This is a genomic window from Nocardia sp. A7 (genome assembly GCF_046549215.1).
In the GTDB taxonomy this organism is placed as follows: Bacteria; Actinomycetota; Actinomycetes; order Mycobacteriales; family Mycobacteriaceae; genus Nocardia.
Genome location: NZ_JAJPWE010000001.1, coordinates 2,291,144 through 2,311,916, shown reverse-complemented (window position 1 = coordinate 2,311,916; position 20,773 = coordinate 2,291,144). Strand labels below are relative to the sequence as shown.

17 protein-coding genes are annotated in these 20,773 nt (G+C 67.0%); 5 read left to right on the top strand and 12 right to left on the bottom strand.

From position 1 onward, the window contains the following. Positions 1 to 129: 129 nt before the first annotated feature. The 10 genes from ACLJPD_RS10495 to ACLJPD_RS10450 all read right to left on the bottom strand — a co-directional run bounded on the left by ACLJPD_RS10495 (position 130) and on the right by ACLJPD_RS10450 (position 11,267). Complete coding sequence (locus tag ACLJPD_RS10495) at positions 130 to 1,200, bottom strand: alpha/beta hydrolase (protein ID WP_410871695.1); 1,071 nt, start codon at positions 1,198 to 1,200, stop codon at positions 130 to 132. A gap of 219 nt (positions 1,201 to 1,419) precedes the next feature. Further along, on the bottom strand, positions 1,420 to 3,315 hold the full coding sequence (gene zomB, locus ACLJPD_RS10490) for a flagellar motor control protein ZomB (RefSeq protein ID WP_410871999.1): 1,896 nt from the start codon (positions 3,313 to 3,315) through the stop codon (positions 1,420 to 1,422). Positions 3,316 to 3,319: 4 nt separating this feature from the next. Then, positions 3,320 to 4,252 carry a decaprenyl-phosphate phosphoribosyltransferase gene (locus ACLJPD_RS10485; protein WP_410871694.1) on the bottom strand — a complete coding sequence of 311 codons (933 nt, stop codon included), beginning with the start codon at positions 4,250 to 4,252 and terminating at the stop codon, positions 3,320 to 3,322. 26 nt (positions 4,253 to 4,278) lie between these two features. After that, positions 4,279 to 4,791, bottom strand: a complete 513-nt coding sequence (locus ACLJPD_RS10480) for a phosphatase PAP2 family protein (protein WP_410871998.1) — start codon at positions 4,789 to 4,791, stop codon at positions 4,279 to 4,281. A gap of 74 nt (positions 4,792 to 4,865) precedes the next feature. Beyond that, positions 4,866 to 6,791, bottom strand: a complete 1,926-nt coding sequence (locus tag ACLJPD_RS10475; protein ID WP_410871693.1) for a glycosyltransferase — start codon at positions 6,789 to 6,791, stop codon at positions 4,866 to 4,868. Further along, complete coding sequence (glf, locus tag ACLJPD_RS10470) at positions 6,788 to 7,981, bottom strand: UDP-galactopyranose mutase (protein ID WP_410871997.1); 1,194 nt, start codon at positions 7,979 to 7,981, stop codon at positions 6,788 to 6,790. The genes ACLJPD_RS10475 and glf overlap by 4 nt, the downstream gene beginning before the upstream one ends. 336 nt (positions 7,982 to 8,317) lie before the next feature. Then, complete coding sequence (locus tag ACLJPD_RS10465; protein ID WP_410871692.1) at positions 8,318 to 8,863, bottom strand: hypothetical protein; 546 nt, start codon at positions 8,861 to 8,863, stop codon at positions 8,318 to 8,320. Between the two features lie 24 nt (positions 8,864 to 8,887). Beyond that, entirely contained in the window at positions 8,888 to 9,298 is a 411-nt protein-coding gene (locus tag ACLJPD_RS10460) for a hypothetical protein (protein ID WP_410871691.1), read from the bottom strand. A gap of 212 nt (positions 9,299 to 9,510) precedes the next feature. Next, on the bottom strand, positions 9,511 to 10,266 hold the full coding sequence (locus ACLJPD_RS10455; RefSeq protein WP_410871996.1) for a MerR family transcriptional regulator: 756 nt from the start codon (positions 10,264 to 10,266) through the stop codon (positions 9,511 to 9,513). A 59-nt stretch (positions 10,267 to 10,325) separates the two neighbouring features. Beyond that, the gene (locus ACLJPD_RS10450; RefSeq protein ID WP_410871690.1) at positions 10,326 to 11,267 is read right to left on the bottom strand and encodes an EamA family transporter; all 942 of its coding nucleotides are present in this window, start codon (positions 11,265 to 11,267) and stop codon (positions 10,326 to 10,328) included. 103 nt (positions 11,268 to 11,370) lie between these two features. Between ACLJPD_RS10450 and ACLJPD_RS10445 the strand changes: the two genes are divergently transcribed. Beyond that, positions 11,371 to 11,871, top strand: coding sequence for a MarR family winged helix-turn-helix transcriptional regulator (locus ACLJPD_RS10445; protein ID WP_410871689.1), 501 nt, complete (start codon positions 11,371 to 11,373; stop codon positions 11,869 to 11,871). A gap of 6 nt (positions 11,872 to 11,877) precedes the next feature. Here the strand turns inward: ACLJPD_RS10445 and ACLJPD_RS10440 are convergent, their stop codons facing one another. Further along, a complete protein-coding gene (locus ACLJPD_RS10440; RefSeq protein WP_410871688.1) occupies positions 11,878 to 13,356 on the bottom strand; it encodes a SpoIID/LytB domain-containing protein in 1,479 nt (492 codons plus the stop codon). A gap of 217 nt (positions 13,357 to 13,573) precedes the next feature. On the opposite strand from ACLJPD_RS10440, the gene ACLJPD_RS10435 reads away from it, so the two are divergent. After that, the gene (locus ACLJPD_RS10435) at positions 13,574 to 15,997 is read left to right on the top strand and encodes an N-acetylmuramoyl-L-alanine amidase (protein WP_410871687.1); all 2,424 of its coding nucleotides are present in this window, start codon (positions 13,574 to 13,576) and stop codon (positions 15,995 to 15,997) included. Positions 15,998 to 16,070: 73 nt separating this feature from the next. Here the strand turns inward: ACLJPD_RS10435 and ACLJPD_RS10430 are convergent, their stop codons facing one another. After that, positions 16,071 to 16,898 (bottom strand): HAD family hydrolase, encoded by an 828-nt coding sequence (locus tag ACLJPD_RS10430; RefSeq protein WP_410871686.1) that lies wholly within the window; start codon positions 16,896 to 16,898, stop codon positions 16,071 to 16,073. Between the two features lie 86 nt (positions 16,899 to 16,984). Here ACLJPD_RS10430 and ACLJPD_RS10425 point away from each other — a divergent pair, with 86 nt between their 5' ends. Genes ACLJPD_RS10425 through ACLJPD_RS10415 form a run of 3 tightly spaced genes read left to right on the top strand, consistent with a single transcriptional unit; the run spans position 16,985 to position 20,762 of the window. Further along, positions 16,985 to 17,962, top strand: a complete 978-nt coding sequence (locus ACLJPD_RS10425; protein WP_410871685.1) for an ABC transporter permease — start codon at positions 16,985 to 16,987, stop codon at positions 17,960 to 17,962. After that, a complete protein-coding gene (locus ACLJPD_RS10420; RefSeq protein WP_410871684.1) occupies positions 17,959 to 18,927 on the top strand; it encodes an ABC transporter permease in 969 nt (322 codons plus the stop codon). Before ACLJPD_RS10425 ends, ACLJPD_RS10420 begins: the two co-directional genes overlap by 4 nt. Next, positions 18,924 to 20,762, top strand: a complete 1,839-nt coding sequence (locus ACLJPD_RS10415; RefSeq protein ID WP_410871683.1) for a dipeptide ABC transporter ATP-binding protein — start codon at positions 18,924 to 18,926, stop codon at positions 20,760 to 20,762. The genes ACLJPD_RS10420 and ACLJPD_RS10415 overlap by 4 nt, the downstream gene beginning before the upstream one ends. The last annotated feature ends 11 nt before the right edge of the window (positions 20,763 to 20,773 follow it).

Below are 20,773 nucleotides of genomic sequence, written 5' to 3'. Positions count from 1 at the left end.
AGCACAACTCCGGCCGATCCGTCGCCCATGATTCGTCACCGAGGATCCGTCGGATCGTGATGAGAACGAGAAAAAAACCGCCCGGTGCCGACGAGGCACCGAGCGGTTTTCCGAGACGAGCGGGTGTGACTAACCGATGTTCGCGGACAGGTCCGGGATCATGCGGTTGACTTCGGTTTCCCAGTTGCGCCAGTTGTGCACGCCGGTGATCGGGAAGTCGAAGTGGGCGTTGCCGCCACCGAGGGTGGCCATGCGGACCTGGAACGCGCGGCTGTTCACCATCGCGAGCAGCTCGAGCGGGACGCCCTGGACGATCTCCATCGGGTTGGACACATCGCCCCCGCCGGGGATACCGCTGGCCGCGGACACCCAGACACGGGTGCCGTTGGCGACCAGGCGCGGGGCGAACACGAACGGGTCCATGTGGAACCACTGCTGGCCCCACGGCGGCGCCATCGCGTCGATGTTGAACGCGCCTGCCGAGATCATCGCGACACGCATGGCCTCACGCATACCGGGCGCGGAGATGTTCAGGTACCCGGAGAACGAGCCCGCGAAGCTGAACTGATCGGGGTGGTAGGCGGCCAGCGTCAGCGCGGCGGAGCCGCCCATCGACAGACCGAACACGCCGTTGTTGTTGGGGTTGAAACCCAGCCGAGCCGACAGCGCCTTGCGCAGGTGGCTCGTGAGGAAGGTCTCCCACTTGTAAGTGTTCTTCTTGCCTGCGACCTGGGCGGGCGCGACCGACGAACCGGTCATCGACGAACCGGTCGCGGCGGAACCGGTGGAGCTACCACCCGAACCGGCGTCGAGACCGAAGTAGCTGCTCGGCGCATTCCAGTCGGCGTAGAAGCTGGACTGGCCGCCAACCGGCATCACGACGTTGATGTTGGCGTTCATCAGCGCGCGGGCGACATTGGTGTCTTTCTCCCAGCCGCTGAGGTCGTCGCCTGCGCGCATACCGTCGAGCGCGTACACGACACGATTGGTGTTGCCGTCGGCCGCGCGGAAGATCCGCGACTTGATCGGGCCCATCTCCGAGTCGACCCAGAAGTCGAAACCTGTGGGATCGAAGGCCGCCGACGCGGTACCGGTGGGACCAGCCACCGCCGCACCGATAGGCAGCACTACAGCCAGGGAGAGAAGCACCGTTCGTTTGAGCCATCCGGCTCCCCGGGCTCTGAGACGTCCGCCACGCATTCTGTTATGGGCCTTTCCTCGTGCGGTTCGCGCGGAACCGCGGTTGCAATGACCGCCGACTGATTACCGGCACACCAGTGCGCCGACGGGCCGTTCCTCCAGTGACCATATCGCTACATCGATAGCCAGACGTTACCGAAAAGTGATTTAGCGGCGTACGCCACTAAATAAACCCTGGCCAGCCGGTGTAACTCATAGGTCGATGGGTATCGACACCGTTCAGCGAGGGGGCTCCGGGAACGGGTCGACGAGACCGCAGCGCTGGATCTCGTACTTGGGAATCCGGTCGATCCGGTATTTCGAGAACGCCAGTGCGTTGCGGAAGTTGTGCTTGAACCGGTCGAAGGTCAGCGGGTCGCGGACCGAGACCATCAGCGCCTGGGTCTGCGGGCACGACATCGCCGTGCGCGCCTGGGTGACCCATTGCTCGTCCATGTACCAGGGCATCCACGGGTGGATGTCGACCATGCCCGAGTCGGCGACGACCCAGTCGGGCAGCAGGCTCTTGTCGTGGCCGATGCGGCCGTCGGCGAGCCGGTCCGAGTGCGCGGCGAGCGGGTAGGCCAGGCCCATCGGGTCGATCACACGGACGTCGAGCGGCACGTTCATGCTCGTCATGCCCAGGTTCAGGAAGTAGACCGTGTGCCCCGAACCCTCGGCGGGGATCGGCTCCGGCGGCGGGTCGAGGTACCAGAACGTGAACGCGGGCGAGTTCAGCAGCAGGCCACCCTTGGGGTTGGCGGCGATGTCGTTGACCATCGCCCGCATGCGCGGGTAGTCGAGATAGTCCTCGGCCAGGATCGGGTGGTCCTTGCCGGTGTTGAGCACGTAGTAGATGCGCTCGTCGACGATGCCGGAGGAGCGGATCTTGGTGCCGGTCGTGATCGCGGTCGTGTTCGACGCGTACACCGACCAGCCCGCCGCGCCGAGCAGCGCGACCAACAGCACCGCCACCGACCAGTCCGACTTCCGGAAACGGGTCGGGATCGGAACGACGGCCACCGGCAACAGCAGCAGGAACAGCTGGGTGAGCAGCATGCGTCCGTGCATGAAGTCACCACCGACGCGCACCGCGTACACGGTGAGCAGCAGCCCGCTGCCGAGCACCATCACCACGACCGCGCTCGGCGAACGCAACCACGCCCGGATTCCGGCCACCGACAGCGTCGGCAGCGCGAAGCCGCGCGCGATCCCCGCGACCACACCGGCGATCAGCAGCACGAGCAGCGGAATCCACAGGTAGTACGGACCGACCAGGTCCCACAGGTAGGTGGCGCCCTGACCCCACTTGGCACCGCCCGCGTCCTTGGCGACCGCGGTGTTCGGGTAGGGCAGGCCGTAATAGCCCATGCGCCAGATCTGGTATCCCACCGGCACGATCCCGGCGACGAACACGATCAGCGCACGCAGCACGATCGGCCCGAACCGGAACCGCGGCATCGGCGCCAGGAAGATCATCCCCAGCGCGAGCACCCCGATCAACGTGGCCTCGGGACGAACCAGCGGCGCGAGCCCGGCCAGGAAAACGAGCCCCAACAGCGAGGGCACGCGCACGACGGCGGCCTGGCTCCAGCGGATCATCAGCCACCACAGCAGCCCGACCCAGCAGATCACCAGACCGCTCTCCAGCCCGGAGGTGGCGTAGTCACGCGCGGGCGGCAGTGCGATGTAGACCAGCACGCCGGCCGGAATCAGCAGCTGTCCGCTGGTGCCACCCCACAGCCGCGCGGTGCCGAGCATCGCGAACACCACCGCGAGCACCGAAACCACCAGCGCCACCCCGAGCACCACGTACTCGAGGCGGGCCTGGGTTAGCCAGGAGAAGAACCAGACCAGGTAGGTCCACGCGGTGCTGGTGTTGGCCTCGACCCGTTCGTCGACATTGAAGACCGGGCCGTTGCCCGCGAGCAGGTTGCGGATCGTGCGCAGCACGATAAGGCCGTCATCGGCGATCCAGCGCCGATTCCACGCACCGACCGTGAACAGCACGGCGGTGAGCGTCACCCCACCGACGAAGATGGCGCGGGACAGAACCGACCTACGCAGGTCTCTACGCGCGGACTCGTCGTCCCGTAGAGGTTCGTATTCGGTTGAATCCTGCTCCGCTACCAGCATCTCGTCAGGTGAGATAGACAGCGACACCTACCGCTCCGATCCAGGCAATAGCGAGGAACTGCAGGATGCGGTCCCCCAGCGCGATCTCTTCGGGTTCACCGGCCCCGCCACCATCGACGTCGACCGCGTAACGCAGGATTGCGATGGTAAACGGGACCATCGAGATCGAGTACCACTGGGTGTCTCGAGCCGAGTCCTGCTGGAATGCCCAGAGGCCGTAGAAGACCACGACTGCGGTGGCCGCGAGCGTCCAGATGAAGCGCAGGTAGGTCGGGGTGTAGTACTCCAGCGACTTGCGGATCTTGGCGCCGGTGTCCAGCGCGATCGCCAGTTCGGCGTAGCGCTTGCCCGCGGCCATGAACAGCGAACCGAACGCCATGACCAGCAGGAACCACTGCGACAGCGCGATTCCGGCGGCCGCGCCACCGGCGACAGCGCGCAGCAGGAAGCCCGAGGACACGATGCAGATATCGAGCACGGCCTGGTGCTTGAGACCGAGGCAGTAGGCGAGCTGGATGCCGATGTAGATCGCCATCACCACAGCCAGGTGCCAGGACGCCAGGAACGACGCGGCGATCGACCCGACCAGCAGCACGACCGACAGCGCGTAAGCCAGGTTGACAGGAACGACACCGGCCGCGATCGGCCGGAACCGCTTGGTCGGGTGCGCCCGGTCGGCATCGACATCGAGTGAGTCGTTGACCAGGTAGATGCCCGAGGCCGCCATGCAGAACACCACGAAGGCGATCGCGACATTCACGAGAACGCCCGCGTCACCGACCGCTTCCGGTCCGGCTGCCAGCGGCGCGGCGAGCACCAGGACGTTCTTGACCCACTGACGTGGGCGCATGGCCTTGACGACACCACCGAAAAGCGTCTTCGGCGGGCCCTTCACAGCACCCTCGTCGAGGACGGCGGCGGACGGTTCTTCGCTCATCTGGGCCAAAGTTCTTTCAGTTGCGGTCACTGTCGGAGTCTCTTCTCAGCGGCTAGCACGGCAGCAGCCGACGCGGCCCCCAAAGCGGAACCGGCGATCACGTCAGAAGGGTAATGCACACCGAGGACAACCCGGGAAAGGAGCATCGGTGGGACGATCACCGCTGGCAAGGGTAGCCCGGTGAGGCGTCCGAGCAACACCGCCGCCGCCGTGGTGGACGTGGCGTGCGAGGACGGGAAGCTCAACTTGCTCGGTGTCGACACGTTGACCTGCACCGACGGATCATTGGGGCGCGGACGCCGGACGATGCGCTTGATCACGATCGACGCGGCGTGCGCGCCGACAGCGCCGACTGCGACACCGGCCCACTGGCGGCGGCGCGGCTTGTCGACCAGCCAGCCCGCGGCGGCGATACCGACCCAGCCGAGCGCGTGCTCGCCGAAGTGCGACATGCCGCGCGCGGCGGAGATGACGGCCGGGTTGGTGCCGATGGTGCCCTGCACGGCGTTGAGGATCGCGACCTCGACCGGGACCTCCACATAGTCGGAGCTGCAATCGCAGCCGCCGCAACAGCCCTCTTCGGCCAGTTCGAGCTCGGGCAGTTCGGTGTCAGTCACTTCGCGGTTCCGTTCAGGCCGAAGGTCTTCTCCCACGCCGCCGTGCTGGTGAGCTCGGCGTGCGCGGCCCGGTAGCGCTGCTGCATCTCCGGGAAGCGGGCGGTGAGTTCCTTGCGCAGGCGCATCGCTTCCTTGAGCAGCTCGCGCGCCTGGCGCGGGTCACGCTTGCGGTAGACGACGCCGCGGCCGTCGGCGGTGGTCACGGTGACACCGTCGACCTGCGAGAGCAGGTACCAGCGCGCGTCCAGGGTCGGCACGTTGAGCTGCGGTGTCTCGTAGGCGGCCGGGTCGGCCTTGCGGAAGTTGTGCACCACACCCTTGGCCAGGCGGGCGACCTTGGCGATGGGGTTGCCAGGTTCGCCGACCGCGCCGACACCGTGGCGATTGGCCAGGGGCAGTTCGGTGGACGAGGGCACCACGACAGCGTCCGGGAACTGCTTGCGCATGCCGTGGATCTTGCCCAGCGCGGTGGGGAGCAGGTCGAACAGGCCTTCCGGGCCCGCCAGGAAGTCGCGGATCGCCTCGTTCTGGATGGCGACCGTCGAGTATTCAAGGCAGAGAAGGTGTTTCAACGTGGCCTTGATCGTGTTCACGATCATCGGCTTGCCGTCACCGGGCAGGTACATCGAGGCGACGACGAGGCGGTTGCGCAGGTGGAAGTAGGCCTGCCAGTCGATGGCGTCGTCCTTGTCGGACCAGGCCATGTGCCAGACCGCCGCACCGGGCAGGGTCACCGTCGGGTAGCCGGCGTCGCGGGCGCGCAGGCCGTATTCGGCGTCGTCCCACTTCAGGAACAGCGGCAGCGGCTGGCCGATTTCCTCGGCGACCTGACGCGGGATCAGGCACGTCCACCAGCCGTTGAAGTCGACGTCGATGCGCCGGTGCAGCAGCTTGGAGTTGTCGCGATCCTTGAGCGGGTACTTCGAGAAATCGTGGTCGTACTCGACGTTGGGCGCGGCACCCCACATGAAGATGCCGCGGTCGATGACCTCGCCCATCACGTGCAGGTGTGAACGTTCCTGCAGGTTGAGCATCTGCCCACCGGTCAGCAGCGGCGACTTCGCGAACCGTGAGAAGGCCAGTGCGCGCAGGATCGAGTCGGGCTCGATCTCGATGTCGTCGTCCATGTAGGCGATGAATTCGGCATCGGTCGACTTCAGCGCCTCGTACATGACCCGGCTGTAGCCGCCGGAACCACCGAGGTTGGGCTGATCGTGGATGGCGAGGCGATCACCGAGAACACTTGCGGCTTCGGTGAATCCGGGCTCGTCGACCACCTTGCGGGTGCCCTGGTCGGGGATGATCACCGCGGCGATCTTCTCCAGCACGAGGGGGTCGGAGCCAAGGGCGCCAAGGGTTTTCACCGCGTCGGTGGGGCGGTTGAACGTCGGCATGCCCACCGCGATGGTGCCTGCACCCGGCGCTTCCTGCGGGGCGTACCAACCGCCTGCCAGCAGCGTGACCGCCGTGTCGGTGGTGATGTCGAACCAGATCCAGCCACCGTCCTCGAACGGGCCGAGATCGGTTTCGAACTCCACGACCACCGAGTCCGCGCCTTGCGCGACGGCGAACTCCTTGCCCTGCACGTGAATTCGCGAACCGTCAGCCTTGGAGCGGTAGACATCAGCCCGCCCGTGCCCGGCCAATTCCAGGCGGAGCACGACCGACTTCAGCACGCTCCACCGACGCCAGTAACTGGCGGGCAGCGCGTTGAAGTAGGTGCAGAACGACACCTCCGACTCCGCGCCGATCGACAGCGCGGTGCGGCTGGTGGCGTGCGCGCGACGGGCGTTGGTGGTGGACTCCTCCAGGTAGAGGGTCCGCACGTCGAGGGGCTCACCCGGCCGCGGCAGGATGACCCGCTGCAGCAGCGAGATGGCGCGAGTTTCGGTGGTCACATCCTCGAGCATGGCCTTGGTCATGCCTCGTCCACCAGCGCCGCACCGGATTCCAGGTGCGGGCGCAGCACGTTCTCGAACATGCTGAGCGCCGAACCGATCGCCATGTGCATGTCCAGGTACTGGTAGGTGCCGAGACGGCCGCCGAACAGCACCTTCTTCTCGGCGGTCTCCTGCTTGGCCCGCTCGCGATAGGCCAGCAGCTTGGCGCGATCGTCGGGGGTGTTGATCGGGTAGTACGGCTCGTCGCCGGTCTTCGCGGAGCGGGAGAACTCGCGCATGATGACCGTTTTGTCGGTCGGGTAGTCGCGCTCCGGGTGGAAGTGGCGCGGCTCGATGATGCGGGTGAAGGGGACGTCGGCGTCGTTGTAGTTCATGACGCTGGTGCCCTGGTAGTCACCCTGTTCGAGGACCTCGGTTTCGAAATCAATGGTGCGCCAGCCCAACTCGCCTTCGGCGTAGTCGAAGTAGTGGTCCAGCGGGCCGGTGTAGACGATCGGAGCGTCGGGGTTGGCGGCGACGATCTCGTCACGTACGTCGAACCAGTCGGTGTTCACCCGCACTTCGATGAGGTCGGATGCGGCCATGTTCTCCAGCCACTTCGTGTAACCCTGCTTGGGCAGGCCCTCGTAGGTGTCGTTGAAGTAGCGGTTGTCGAAGGTGTAGCGCACGGGCAGGCGGGTGATGTTGCCCGCGGGCAGCTCTCGGGGGTCGGTCTGCCACTGCTTGGCGGTGTAGTCGCGCACGAACGCCTCATAGAGGGGACGGCCGATCAGCGAGATCGCCTTCTCCTCGAGGTTCTGCGCGTCACCGGTCTCGACCTCGGCGGCCTGCTCGGCGATCAGCGCCTTGGCCTCTTCCGGGGTGAAGTAGCGGCCGAAGAACTGTGAGATCAGGCCAAGTCCCATCGGGAACTGGTACGCCTGCCCCTTGTGCATGGCGAACACCCGGTGCTGGTACCCGGTGAACTCGGTGAACTGGGTGACGTAATCCCAGACCTTCTTGTTCGACGTGTGGAACAGGTGCGCGCCGTACTTGTGGATCTCGATACCGGTTTCCGGTTCGGGCTCCGAGTAGGCGTTGCCACCCAGGTGGTAGCGGCGGTCGAGCACCAACACCCGCTTGCCCAGCACGTTCGCTGCACGCTCGGCGACGGTCAGCCCGAAGAAACCGGAGCCGACCACGATCAGGTCGTACTGGTTTGCCGGGGCCATGGAATCTGCGTTGACGGAGTTACCCGAGGACGATGCGGCGGTCACGGGTGCCCAGCGTATCGGAAGACCGCAAATTGTCCCGGCGGAGTCGTCGACCACGCCTTGACCAGGGGATATATCCCCGTTTGGCAATGAGGGTATCCAGGCAAGCTCGCGACGCCACAGAATCGGCGCGACGATCGACGTGCGTCACCTGCCTGCCGACCTCAGTACCGCGGGTAGGGCTGATGGCTGCTCGGCCGCCCGGCGCGGATCCAGCGGCCCGTGGACGGGGCGGCTGCCAGAATGGCAAGACCGCCTCGCAGCTTCATTCGCGGCGATGCCGACCTGCTGAATCTATACGTTCGGTCCGACAGCATCTTCCGGGCGCGCGATCGTGTAGGCGGCGGTCCACGGCAGTGCGGCGGCCGACAGCACGAGCCCACCGAGCAGGAAGGCCGAAAGTGCGGCTGCCCAACTGTGATTCACGATCGCCGTCACCGTGCCAGGTACCCCGCCGAGGCCGATCACCATCGAACGGGCAACAGCTTCGTCGGCGAACCAGTGGATGCCGTACCCGGAGTCGTAGTTCACGAGCGTGGCGAGCAGGCCGAGCACCCCGAGGGCGAGCTGGACGGCCGCGGCGACCACGATCACCCATCTCCCGGTTTCGTCCCGGCGCGCCAGGAGCACGCCACCGTAGGTGAACGCGCACACCGACACCAGCGCGCCGAGCGTGGCGAACAGCGTGAGCGAGTCGTCCAGCTCGCCCGGATCGTTCAGAAACGACCGCACGAGAACCACGGCCCCCACCAGGTTCGCCAGCGCGGCGACCCCCGCGAGGCACACCGCGACGATCGCCGCCACCTCACCGCTCTTCGACTTCGTCTCCAGCACGACCATCCCCCGACCGTATCCCGTAGCGCGTCAGCGCGTTGTGGTCCAGCGCCGCGTCGGCTCACTCAGGCTGAGCGCGAGGATCACCACATTGACGATCAACCAGAAATCCAGCGGCCCGAACCGCCATCCGTGACTGTCCCCGTTGAGCACGATGACCAGCAAAGTTGCCCCCGCCATCACCGCCGCCATGGTGAGCAGCACGCGCCTGCCGAGCATCCACCGCCGCAACAACAGCACCGCCCCGAGCAGATACACCACCCCGAGCCCGCCGACGATCCCCGCGCCCACATAATCGAGGTCGAGCTCACGCCCGACCGCCCGCAACCCCGCGGTCGCCGTACCGACCACAATCCCCGCCCCGCCGACCAGCACCCCGAGCCAGCCGGCGATCAGCGCGGTCACCGCGCGCGAAGGCCGCTCCGGCCGCACCTGTTCCACCACTGTCCCCGCTATGTGTCGATGTCGCCGTCAGTTATACGGCGGAACCGGCGGGAGTGGGGCGTTCGCCAGTGGAAGCTGGGCGTTCTTCCCGGAATCGATCCAGCGCTTCTCGGCAGCGCGACTACTGTCACCAACGAAAACCGCGCTCGGACAGTGACTGTCCGAGGGCGGTTGTCACGTCATTGCCCGGCCGCGTGCCGGTCAACCCTTCAGGCGGGATGAGCTGCGACGTAGGCCCGAAAGGCTTCGAGGATGTACTCGGCGGCGCCTTCACCGTGCACGTCGTAGTTCTTCCGGAAGCGGGGGTCGGCGACGTACATTTCGCCGAGTCCGAGCAGGTATTCGTTCGAAACCGGCTTGCCTTGCGTGCCGATGCCGAGCCAGGCGCGGTGCCTGGCGACGATCGCCTGGACGACGTCGCCTTCCACGGGAAGTCCCGCGTTGTAGGCCTTTCCGAAGTCGGCGGCGATGTCGAGCTGGGTCTGCTGGAAATCCTTCTTCTCGGCGTCGGACAGTGCACGCCACCAGCGATCGCCGCTCTCGTAGGCGTCCTTGCCCCAGCGCTCGGTGACTTCGTCCTTGTACTGCGTGTGGTCGAATCCGTCGAAAACCTCTGCGGCCATGAGCGGTTCACCTCTTTCTGTTTTGCGCAACGTGGTCGACACCGATTCGATCTGCCGTGCCACCCGATCCTGTTGTTGCCGAAGCAGTTCCAGGTGAGTGCGCAGCGCACCGGCGGTGTCCTGTTCACCGGCGAGGACCTCGGCGATCACGGGGAGGCCGAGGCCGAGTTCGCGCAGCAGCAGGATTCGCTGCAGTCGAACAAGAGAGGTCTGGTCGTAATAGCGATAGCCGTTGGCCCCGATCCGGCTCGGCTCCAACAGCCCGAGCTGCCCGTAATGGCGCAACGTACGACTGGTGGTTCCCGCGGCTTTCGCGAGGTCCTGAATGGCCCATTCACCCACCACGACCTGCTCCCATTCTCGTCGGTACCTCCACTCTGCAAGTTGACGCTACGTCAAGGTCAAGCGTTCACGGGAAGTCGTGCCGGAGCGGCGGGCACGGCCGACGGTCCGTCGACCGTCGCGGGCACGGCCCGCGATGGGATCTGGCCGAGCACGGTGCCGACGAGAGCGGTACCGAGGCCGATGATCTGCAGCGTGGTCAGCGCCTGACCCAGCGCGATCCAGCCGATCACCGCGGCGGAAACCGGACTCAGCAGGCCGAGGAATGACACCGAAGTCGCTGGTACGCGCGAGATTCCGCGAACCCACAGCCAGTAGGCCAGCGCGGTGCCGATGATGCCGAGGTAGAGGTAGCCGCCGATGGCCTCGCCGTCGAGCGCGGGCGGTGCGCCTTCGAGCACCAGGGCCAGCGGTGCGATGAACAGCCCGCCCGCGGTGAGCTGCCAACCGGTCATCGCCAGCGGGCCGACACCCTCGGGGCGACCCCATCTCTTCGTGAGCACGGTTCCCGCCGCCATCGACGCCGCACCGGCGAGCCCGGCGATCACCCCGATCAGGTCGAGTTCGACGGTGCCGCGGAGCACGACCAGCGAGACACCGCCTATGCCGACGACGCCCGCGATCACCTTCCGCCTGGTCGGCGCCTCGGCCAGCAGCACCGCGGCGAATCCGAGCGCGAACATCGGCGCGACCGCACCGAGCACCCCGGCGACACCGCCCGGCAGCCGATACGCGGCCAGGAACAACAGCGGGAAGAACACGCCGATATTGAGCACGCCGAGCACCGCGACCCGGCCGAGCCACTTGCCGTGCGGCAACACCCTGGTCAGCGCGAGCAGCACCAGTCCGGCGGGGAGCGCGCGCATGAGCGCGGTGAACAGCGGACGGTCAGGAGGCAGGAACTCGGTGGTGACGGCGTAGGTGGAGCCCCACACGATCGGGGTGAGTGCGGTGAGCGCGAGGGTGCCCGCGTAGCCGGTCGGGCGGGTTGCGGTCGTCATGTTCACTCCTGATTGATAATCTCAACATTGAAATATCTACTCGCCGAGTTATCTCTGCGTCAAGTAGATGAACGTTAAGAGTTTCAATCGAGAGGGAAAAGAGATGCGCGACGCGGTCGACCTGATCACCGAGCACTGGAACATCGAGCGCCCGGATGTCGACGTGTCACCGATGGCGATCGTCGGCCGGATCACCCGGCTCTCCCGCGTTCTCGAACAGGACCTGAAACGCTTCTTCGCAGGTCACGGCATGGAATTCTGGGAGTTCGACGTCCTGGCGACGCTGCGTCGCTCCGGCGGCGCGACCGGCCTCACCGCGGGTTCGCTCAACCGCGCGGCGATGGTCACCTCGGGGGCCATCACCAACCGCATCGACCGCCTGGCCGCGAAGGACCTGGTCCGGCGTGTGCCATCCCCCGACGACCGCCGGTCGGTCTTCGTGCAGCTCACCGACGAGGGCCGCGAACTCGTCGATCGACTCCTGCCGCTGCACGTGGCCAACGAGCAGCGGCTGCTCGCCGCGCTCGGTGCCACGGACCGCGAACAACTCGCCGACCTGTTGCGCACGCTGGCCATTGCCTTGGACGACACGAAGCTCGATTGAGGGCGGCTACTCCCCGTCGTATATGCCGGGTGCGGTGCCGAGGTCTGCCGGGCTGTACTCGGGGTGCGCGCCGGGGGCAGTGGCCGGATTCACCGGTCCGTGGACCGGTTCGCCGCTGACCTCAGCCTCCGTGGGAATCTGCACGGCCTGCGGGTCGGTGGGCGAAAGAACCTGGGGAACACTGCCTTCCGGCGTCGTCAACTTCGGTCGACCCGATGCCGTCGAAGGCAATTGATCAGCCGCGTCCGGAACGAGCTGCAGCAGAGTCGAGAAGTCGACGACCTGGGCGCCGAGCGTCTGCGTCGCGACGATGACACCGTTGGTGTACATCCGATAGGTGCCTGCCCGTTGCGGCAGCAGCATTTCCGGGCCGATCGGCTCACCCACCGCACTGTTCGGGCCGCCGATGCGCCGGTACGCGGTGTCGATCACCGACTCTCCCGCCAGCGCCTCGATGGTCAGATCCGGCTCGGTCGGTGTGGCGGGAACCGCTGGGGCAGGGGCGGATTCGACGAGTTCACTCGGCGCGGGTCCGACCTCGAAGGTCTCGATATCGGCGGGCCGACCGCCATCCGGAGCTGCCGAGTATTCCGAGCGCAGGATCTGCCCGTCACGCAACAACACCGTGCCGGTGGTGGCGGCGACCGCTTCGGTGGAGCGCGAATCCTCCTTCACCGTACCGGGATACGCCTGGCAGTCGGTGGTGTCGCAGGTCTGCGCGTAGGTATAGCGGTTCTCGGCCAGCGCGTAGGAGCGGGCCGCGATCGCTTGTGCGCGTAAGGCTTCGAAGGCACCCTGATCGGCCCAGTTGGCCTGCATTTCCGCGGGCAGCACACCGGCGAGGTAGTCGTCGACATCCACCTCGTTGACGGTGCGATAGGCCTCGCCCTCGAGTGCCACACCGAGCGCGCCGCGATAGGCGGTGCCACCGCAGAGGGTCAGGTGTTCGTCGGCCGGCCTACCCGCTCCGGCGCCGACCGGGTAGACGAACGGATCGTCAGTGGCGGCCTGCCACAACACTTCTCCGTCGCAGCCGGCGGTCACCACCACGTTCGCTCCGCCGTCGGGCAGGGGCGTGAGATGGGCCGCGTCGCCGGGGCCGATCGTGCGCCCGGCGACCTGCGCACCGGCGGCGGCGAAGGTGTCGAGGGTGGCGTCGTCTTGCGCCTGGAGCCGGACACCGATCGTGGTCGGCCCGATTTGCCCGAGGTCTGCGCCAGGGTAGTAGTGGCCGAGAATCTCCTCGGCCGACCAGCCCGCTCGCGCGTTGTCGAAGGCGCCGACCTGACTCATGCCGCGCCCGTGTCCCGCGCCGACGGTCGGCGCGATCTGACCCGGCAGGATCTGCCACAGCCCGATCGCCCCGGCCAATGCCAGCGCGCTTGCGCTGATCAGCACCGGCAGCGGCACGGTCCGGAGCACGGGCACGGCCCTGCGACGGGTCCCACGGCCGGTCCTGCGGTTGATCAAGGTGTCGGCTCTCATACTGCGCTCCCACGGTTTCGCGGTTCTACCGGCGGAGCTCGCATCGGCATGTCGTCGGCGCCGAGCGGGATCCGAGGGCTACATTCGAGCAATCACATAACTCTCGAGTTGAGGTTGAGATGTGTGACGTATGTTAACTAGTGTGATGCGTGAGGTTAGAGGAAGCAAGCATCACATGCGCGGAAAAACACGAGCTCGACCCTGATAGGAGCCGCACGTGCGATACCGAAAGCCGAAACGTTCCTACGTGCTCCCGGTGGTCACGACCCTCGTTGTCGCCGCACCGATCGGCGCGTTCGCCCTCAGCGACTCGACCGACTACCGCAGCGCGAACGATTCCCAGATCGCGGCCGTGCCGACCCAGCTGGCCGAGGTCGCGCTGACCGCGGCTCCCGACATCACGGTCCCGCTGCGCGACCTGACCGGCCTGGATCTGCCCGACCTGCACCTCTCGGACCTGCGGATGCTGCAGCTGCCGAGCTCGATCCCGATCCCGCCTGGATTACCGGTCCCCCCGGGCGTGGCGCTGCCCACCGAGATCCCGCTGCCGCAGATACCGACGAAACCGCAGCCGACCCCCACCCAGCAGGCCACCCCGGGCGCCGCGACTCCGCCCGCCCCCGGCGCCGCCGCACCTCCTGCGCGCCCCCCGGTCCCGAGCACAGCGGTTCCCACCGCACCCCCCGCTCCCCCGGCCGCCGCACCCCCAGCCCAAGCCCCTGTTCCGGGCGCACCCGCCCCGGCAGCGCCGACTCCCGATGGAGCGGCCGCCCCAGCCCCAGCAGCTCCGGCACCGGCAGCTCCGGCACCGGCAGCCCCCGCGGCTCCAGCGCAAGCAGCGCCCGCGCCGACGTCGGCCGCCCAGCCTCCTGCCGGGGGCGCTCCGATCTCCCAAAGTCGTTCCACCGGAGTGAAATTCATCGCTGACCCCGAGAACCTCGAACCCGGCACCACTCCCGACACTCCGGCCCTGTCCCCGGGTGCGGTCGGCGCCGATGTCATCGACCAGGTGGGCGCGCAGGTCAAGGAACTCACCCAGGACACCCCGTTCAGCATGGTCGCCCTCACCGCGCGCGACCTGACGAACACCACCACCAAGCTCCGGGCCCGCCAGCAGGACGGCAATTGGGGCCCCTGGTACGACGCCGATCCGCTCGACACCAGGGCCACCGATCACACCCCCGCCGACACGCCCACCGGCACCGAACCGATCTACGTCGGCGAGACCACCGCGGTGCAGATGCTGGTCACGCGCAAGCCGACCGCGGGCCCCGACCACGACCACGACCCGGCCCATCTCACCGAGGCCGCGCTCAGGGCCGTGCTGATCAATCCGGGCCGGGCCGCGATCGATGCCGCGCTCAATGACGTGGCCGCGGCGCTGCCCGGTGGCGGACCGAAGGTCATCACCCGCGCGCAGTGGGGTGCCGACGAGTCGATCCGCTGCCAGGAACCCACCTACGACGACGGCGTCGGCGGCATCACCGTGCACCACACCGCCGGTCGCAACGACTACAGCCGCTCCGAGTCGGCGGGCATCGTCCGGGCGATCTACGCCTATCACGCCGAGACGCTCGGCTGGTGCGACATAGGCTACAACGCCATGGTCGACCAGTACGGCCAGATCTTCGAAGGCCGCTACGGTGGCCTCGATCGGGCGGTCCAGGGCGCGCACGCGGGCGGTTTCAACGAGAACACCGCGGGTGTGGCGCTGATGGGCAACTACCAGACCGAACAGCCGAGCAACGAGTCGATCACCGCGATCGGCAAGTTCATCGGTTGGCGCGCCAAGCTCGCCGGGCTCGATCCCCAGGGCGAGACCACGATGTACTCCGAGGGCACCGAGTTCACCCCGTACGCCCAGGACGAGGCGGTCGAGCTGCCCGTGGTGTTCGCGCACCGCGATGTCGGCAACACCGACTGCCCCGGTGACGCCGCCTACGATCTGATGGACCGCATCCGAGGGATCGCGGCGGGTAATTCCAACACCTACACCTCCCCGCCGACGGTGAATCGTCCGCCGAGTCAGCAGGCCCGTGCGCCGCAGGGCAATATGGCCGAGCTCGGCGCGATGGTCGACAAGTTCCTCGGCCTGTCCGGTGACAACGCGATCGCCAAGCACTGGGTGGCCAAGGGTGGAGTCGACGGGCCGCTCGGCGCGCCGCAGTCGGATCTGATCTCGGATGCGCAGGGGCGTCAGTACGCGAAGTTCGCCAACGGTTTCGTATATTCGGGCGAGGGCGGTGAGGTGTTCGAGGTGGTCGGCGCGATTCTGGACCGGTATCTGAGCTTGGGCGCCGACTCGGGTGTACTCGGGTTGCCGACCGGCAGTTCCTACCTGGTGCCGAATGGTCTTCGCACGGATTTCCAGCATGGATCGCTGGTGCTCAATGAGCTCACGGGCATCGTCACGACGTTCTGGAAGACCTATGACGAGACCTACAAGCAGGAAATGAACCAGCCGAAGCCTGGTCAGGCGCCCACCGCCCCGAAGCCGGGTCAGGCACCGACCGCCCCGACGCTGGGGCTCGCGGTTCCGGCCCCGGCACCTGCCCCGGCCGAGCAAGCACCCGCCGAACAAGCGCCCGTCGAACAGGTTCCGGCAGATCCGCCGGTCCCCGAGCCCGCCCCGATCGGCTAACCCCCGGTCACGGCGAAGAACGGCCGGTGCACCCTCCGAGCGAGGGGCACCGGCCGTTTTATGTGTTCGGGAGCTACCGCCACCAGCGCTCGAGGACCATCGCGACGCCGTCGTCGATATTGCTGCCCGTCACCTCGTCGGCCGCCGCCCGAGCCTCCGGGTGGGCGTTGCCCATGGCGACGCCGTGGCCTGCCATGGCCAGCATCGGGACATCGTTGGGCATGTCGCCGAAGGCCACGATCGAGGAGTTCTCGGCGCCGATGCGGCGGGCGACCTCGGCCAGGCCGGAGGCCTTCGTCACCTGGGGGACCGCCAATTCGATCAGGCCGCTCTCGGTTGAGTAGGTGATCTCGGCGCGGTCGCCGATGAGGGGGGCAAGGACGGCGCGCATCTCGGAGCTGCGGGCCGAGCTGAGGCGGATGAGCATCTTGATCGCGGGGGAGTCGATGACTTCGGCGTGCGAGACGACGGTGTCGTCGGGGTTGAGCCAGGCGTGTTCGTAGGTGGGCGAGCTGACGAACTGCTGGGTCACGGCGTCGTGTGCGCTGGCGCCGACTCGCTCGGTGGCCAGCCCACAACCCGGTAACGCGTGTTCGGCGACTTCGGCGAGCCAGCTCAGGGTGTCGACGTCGAGGGTGTGGCTCGACAGCACCCGATCGGTGGCGCTGTCGTAGATGACCGCGCCGTTTCCGCAGATCGCGAGGGGTGCGTACCCGAGTTCGCTGACGACCGGTTCGATCCAGCGCGGCGGGCGGCCGGTGGCGAGCACGAAGGTGGCGCCGTCGGCGACGAGTGCCCCGACGGCGGCTTTGGTGCGCGCCGAGATCTTCTCGGAATCGTCGATCAGCGTGCCGTCGACGTCGCTGGCCACCAGCTGCGGTTTCGGGTGCAGGTTCGTCATCCCATCTATCCTGCCGCACGTCGCCACGCCGGGATGCCGGAGTGTCCCTATGATCAGGACCTGATCACCCGATCCAGAGGGGACTGATGACCGGCTTCCTGTTGCGGCGCACGCTCAACTACGTTGTGCTCCTGCTGCTGGCATCGTTTCTGACGTTCAGTCTGGCCTCCCTCACGTTCAATCCGCTCGAGAGTCTCGAGCAGCGCAACCCGCGCCCGCCGCAGTCGGTGATCGACGCGAAGGCCGAGCAGTTGCATCTCGACGAGCCGATCCCCCAGCGCTATCTCACCTGGCTCGGCGGCGTGGTGCGCGGGGATTTCGGAACCACCCTGGCCGGGCAGCCGGTGAGCGAGGAGCTGGGCAGGCGGGTCGCGGTGAGTCTGCGGCTGCTGATTCTCGGTTCGATCATCGGCACCGTGCTCGGCGTGCTGATCGGCGCGGCAGGTGCGATCAGGCAGTACAGGTTCAGTGACTATTTCTCGACGGTGCTGTCGCTGCTGATCATCTCGACACCGATCTTCTTGTTGGCGACGCTGCTCAAATACGGTGCGCTGCAAATCAATACGATGACCGGTTCGCAGATCTTCCTATACACCGGCGAAACCTCCGCTACCCAGATCACCGGGTTCTGGAACCAAATGGTCGATCGTGCACAGCATTTGGTGCTGCCGACCTTGGCGCTGGCACTGGGCGCGATGGCAGGCTACAGCCGCTACCAGCGCAACGCCATGCTCGACGTGCTGGAGAGCGATTTCATCCGAACCGCGAGAGCCAAGGGCCTGACCCGCAATCGAGCCCTCTACAAGCACGGCCTACGCACCGCACTCATCCCGATGGCCACCCTGTTCGCCTACAGCCTCGGCGCCCTGATCACCGGCGCCACCTTCGTCGAGAAGATCTTCGGGTGGCACGGCGTGGGTGAATGGCTCATCGATGCGATCAATGCCCAGGACCTCTACGTGGTGGTGACGGTGACGGCGTTCGCCGGGCTGGTGGTGCTGGTGTCGGGGCTGCTCTCCGATGTCGTTCTCGCCCTGCTCGACCCGAGGGTGCGTGTGTCATGACCGAAACCGAACTCATCGTCGTCGGCGCTCCCGAGGTGGCCGCCGCCGGGCGACGCAAACTGGTGTGGCGCCGCTTTCTGCGCAACAAGCCCGCCGTGGTCGGCGCGGTGATCCTGTTGCTGCTGCTCGTGGCCAGTTTCGCGCTGCCGCCGCTGCTGCCGTGGGACTACCAGCAGATGGACTACAAGGCGCTGCTGAAACCGCCGAGTCTCGAGCACCCGTTCGGGACCACCCAGATCGGCCAGGACGTGCTCGCCCAGACCATGCGCGGACTACAGAAATCGCTGATCATCGGTTTCTGCGTGGCGTTCTTCTCCAGCATCATCGCCGCGACCGCGGGCGCGGTGGCCGGACTGCTCGGCGGCTGGACCGACCGCGCCATCATGTGGGTGGTCGACCTGCTGCTGGTGGTCCCCGCCTTCATGATCATCGCGCTGTTCGCTCCGCGTACCAAAGGTTCCGGCTCGATCGTGATCCTGATCGTGCTGCTGAGTGTGTTCGGCTGGATGATCGCCGCCCGGATCATCCGCGGGCTCACCCTGAGCCTGCGTGATCGCGAATTCGTCCGTGCCGCACGGTATATGGGCGCACCGACCCACACGGTGATCATCAGCCACATCATCCCGAACATCGCGTCGATCCTGATCATCGACACCACCCTCGCCGTCGGCGCGGCGATCAGTGCCGAAACCGGTTTGAGCTTCCTCGGTTTCGGCGTGCAGCCGCCGGATGTGTCGCTGGGTTCGCTGATCGCGGCGGGCACCAAATCGGCGCTCACCTACCCGTGGTTGTTCCTGTTCGCCGGTGGCCTGCTGATCACGATCGTGTTGTGCGCCAACCTGGTCGGTGACGGCCTGCGTGACGCGTTTGACCCCGGTGCTCGCGGTGCGCGCAAGTCCCGCAGGGAGGTCGCCGAGCACAAAGACCAGGCGCAGGTGCAGTTGAAGAAAGCCGAGAAGCGATGACCGCGTCGACCGCACCCCTGCTCGAGGTCACCGATCTGCGGGTCTCGTTCCCCGGCGAGGAAGGCCGCGTCGAGGCCGTGCGCGGGGTGAACTACACCGTCGCCGACGGCGAAGTACTGGCGATCGTCGGCGAATCCGGTTCGGGCAAGTCGGTGTCCTCGCTCGCGGTGATCGGTCTGCTGCCCGAACAGGCGCGGGTGCAGGGATCGGTGCGCCTGCGCGGCCGTGAGCTGCTCGGCCTCGGCGACAAGCAGATGTCGAAGCTGCGCGGTTCCTCGATCAGCATGGTCTTCCAGGATCCGCTCTCCGCGCTGACGCCGGTGTATCGCGTCGGTGATCAGATCGCGGAAGCGCTTCTCGCACACGGCAAGATGGGCCGCAAGGAGGCGGGCGAGCGGGCAATCGAGCTGCTCGAGCTCGTCGGTATCGCCGATGCGCGGGCCCGTTCCAGGGCGTTCCCGCACGAATTCTCCGGCGGTATGCGCCAACGCGTGGTGATCGCCATGGCCATCGCCAACGATCCCGCCCTGATCATCTGCGACGAACCGACCACCGCGCTGGACGTGACGGTGCAGGCGCAGATCCTCGATCTGCTGCGTAAGGCGCGCGATATCACCGGCGCGGGCGTCATCATGATCACCCACGACATGGGCATCGCGGCGACTGTCGCCGACCGGGTCGCGGTGATGTACGCGGGCAAGGTCGTCGAAACAGCGCCTGTCGCAGAGCTTTTCGCAGCACCGCGAATGCCGTACACGGTGGGCCTGCTCGGCTCGATTCCGCGCATGGACGGCCCGCCACGCACCCCGCTGATCCCGATCCTCGGCGCCCCACCGGCCATGCATGCCCTGCCACCCGGTTGCTCGTTCGCGCCGCGCTGCCCGGTCTCGATCGGCGACTGCACCGCCGCCGAGCCCCCGCTGGAGAAGGTGAGCCCCGGGCACTCGGTCGCCTGCATTCGCACCGCCGAGGTCGGCACCCACCAGCTCTTCGAGGCCTACCGCGAGAAGATCCCGACCCCGGCGCACCCCGACCGCACCGATGACGAGGTGGTCCTGCGGGTCACCGACCTGGTGAAGACCTTCCCGCTCACCTCCGGTGTGCTGCTGCGCCGCCGCACCGGCGAGGTCCGCGCGGTCGACGGCATCAGCTTCTCGGTGCGCGCGGGCCGCACGCTGGCGCTGGTCGGCGAATCCGGTTCGGGCAAGTCGACGACCCTGTCACAGATCATGGACCTGGCCCGGCCGCAGTCGGGCAGCATCGAGGTGCTCGGCAACGATGTCGCCACCCTCACCAAGGCGCGCACGCGCGAGATCCGCCGCAAGATGCAGATCGTCTTCCAGGACCCCAGCTCCTCGCTCGACCCGCGCCTGCCGATCTTCGACGTCCTCGCCGAGCCGCTGCGCATCGACGGCCGTTCGCGCGACGAGGTCAACCGGCGGGTACCAGAGTTGTTGCGGCAGGTCGGATTACGTTCTGAGCACGCGGATCGCTACCCGTCGGACTTCTCCGGCGGACAGAAGCAGCGGATCAGCATCGCCCGCGCGCTGGCCCTCGATCCTGCGCTCCTGGTGCTCGATGAGCCCGTCTCCTCGCTGGACGTGTCGATCCAGGCCGGCGTGCTCAACCTGCTGCGTGATCTACAGGCCGAGCACGGACTGTCCTACCTGTTCGTGTCCCACGACCTGTCGGTGGTGCGCAATCTCGCCCACGATATCGCGGTGATGCTGCAGGGCAAGATCGTCGAATCCGGCCCGGCGGAGCGGATTTTCGCCGATCCTCAGCACGAATACACGCGCTCGCTCATCGCGGCCGTACCGGAACCTGTCGTCTGATCGGAGATCCC

Excerpts from the sequence above, each read along its gene's own strand:
- ACLJPD_RS10495 (WP_410871695.1), bottom strand. The coding sequence starts at position 1,200 with ATGCGTGGCGGACGTCTCAGAGCCCGGGGAGCCGGATGGCTCAAACGA.
- zomB (WP_410871999.1), bottom strand. The coding sequence starts at position 3,315 with ATGCTGGTAGCGGAGCAGGATTCAACCGAATACGAACCTCTACGGGAC.
- ACLJPD_RS10485 (WP_410871694.1), bottom strand. The coding sequence starts at position 4,252 with ATGAGCGAAGAACCGTCCGCCGCCGTCCTCGACGAGGGTGCTGTGAAG.
- ACLJPD_RS10475 (WP_410871693.1), bottom strand. The coding sequence starts at position 6,791 with ATGACCAAGGCCATGCTCGAGGATGTGACCACCGAAACTCGCGCCATC.
- glf (WP_410871997.1), bottom strand. The coding sequence starts at position 7,981 with ATGGCCCCGGCAAACCAGTACGACCTGATCGTGGTCGGCTCCGGTTTC.
- ACLJPD_RS10465 (WP_410871692.1), bottom strand. The coding sequence starts at position 8,863 with ATGGTCGTGCTGGAGACGAAGTCGAAGAGCGGTGAGGTGGCGGCGATC.
- ACLJPD_RS10450 (WP_410871690.1), bottom strand. The coding sequence starts at position 11,267 with ATGACGACCGCAACCCGCCCGACCGGCTACGCGGGCACCCTCGCGCTC.
- ACLJPD_RS10445 (WP_410871689.1), top strand. The coding sequence starts at position 11,371 with ATGCGCGACGCGGTCGACCTGATCACCGAGCACTGGAACATCGAGCGC.
- ACLJPD_RS10440 (WP_410871688.1), bottom strand. The coding sequence starts at position 13,356 with ATGAGAGCCGACACCTTGATCAACCGCAGGACCGGCCGTGGGACCCGT.
- ACLJPD_RS10430 (WP_410871686.1), bottom strand. The coding sequence starts at position 16,898 with ATGACGAACCTGCACCCGAAACCGCAGCTGGTGGCCAGCGACGTCGAC.
- ACLJPD_RS10425 (WP_410871685.1), top strand. The coding sequence starts at position 16,985 with ATGACCGGCTTCCTGTTGCGGCGCACGCTCAACTACGTTGTGCTCCTG.
- ACLJPD_RS10420 (WP_410871684.1), top strand. The coding sequence starts at position 17,959 with ATGACCGAAACCGAACTCATCGTCGTCGGCGCTCCCGAGGTGGCCGCC.
- ACLJPD_RS10415 (WP_410871683.1), top strand. The coding sequence starts at position 18,924 with ATGACCGCGTCGACCGCACCCCTGCTCGAGGTCACCGATCTGCGGGTC.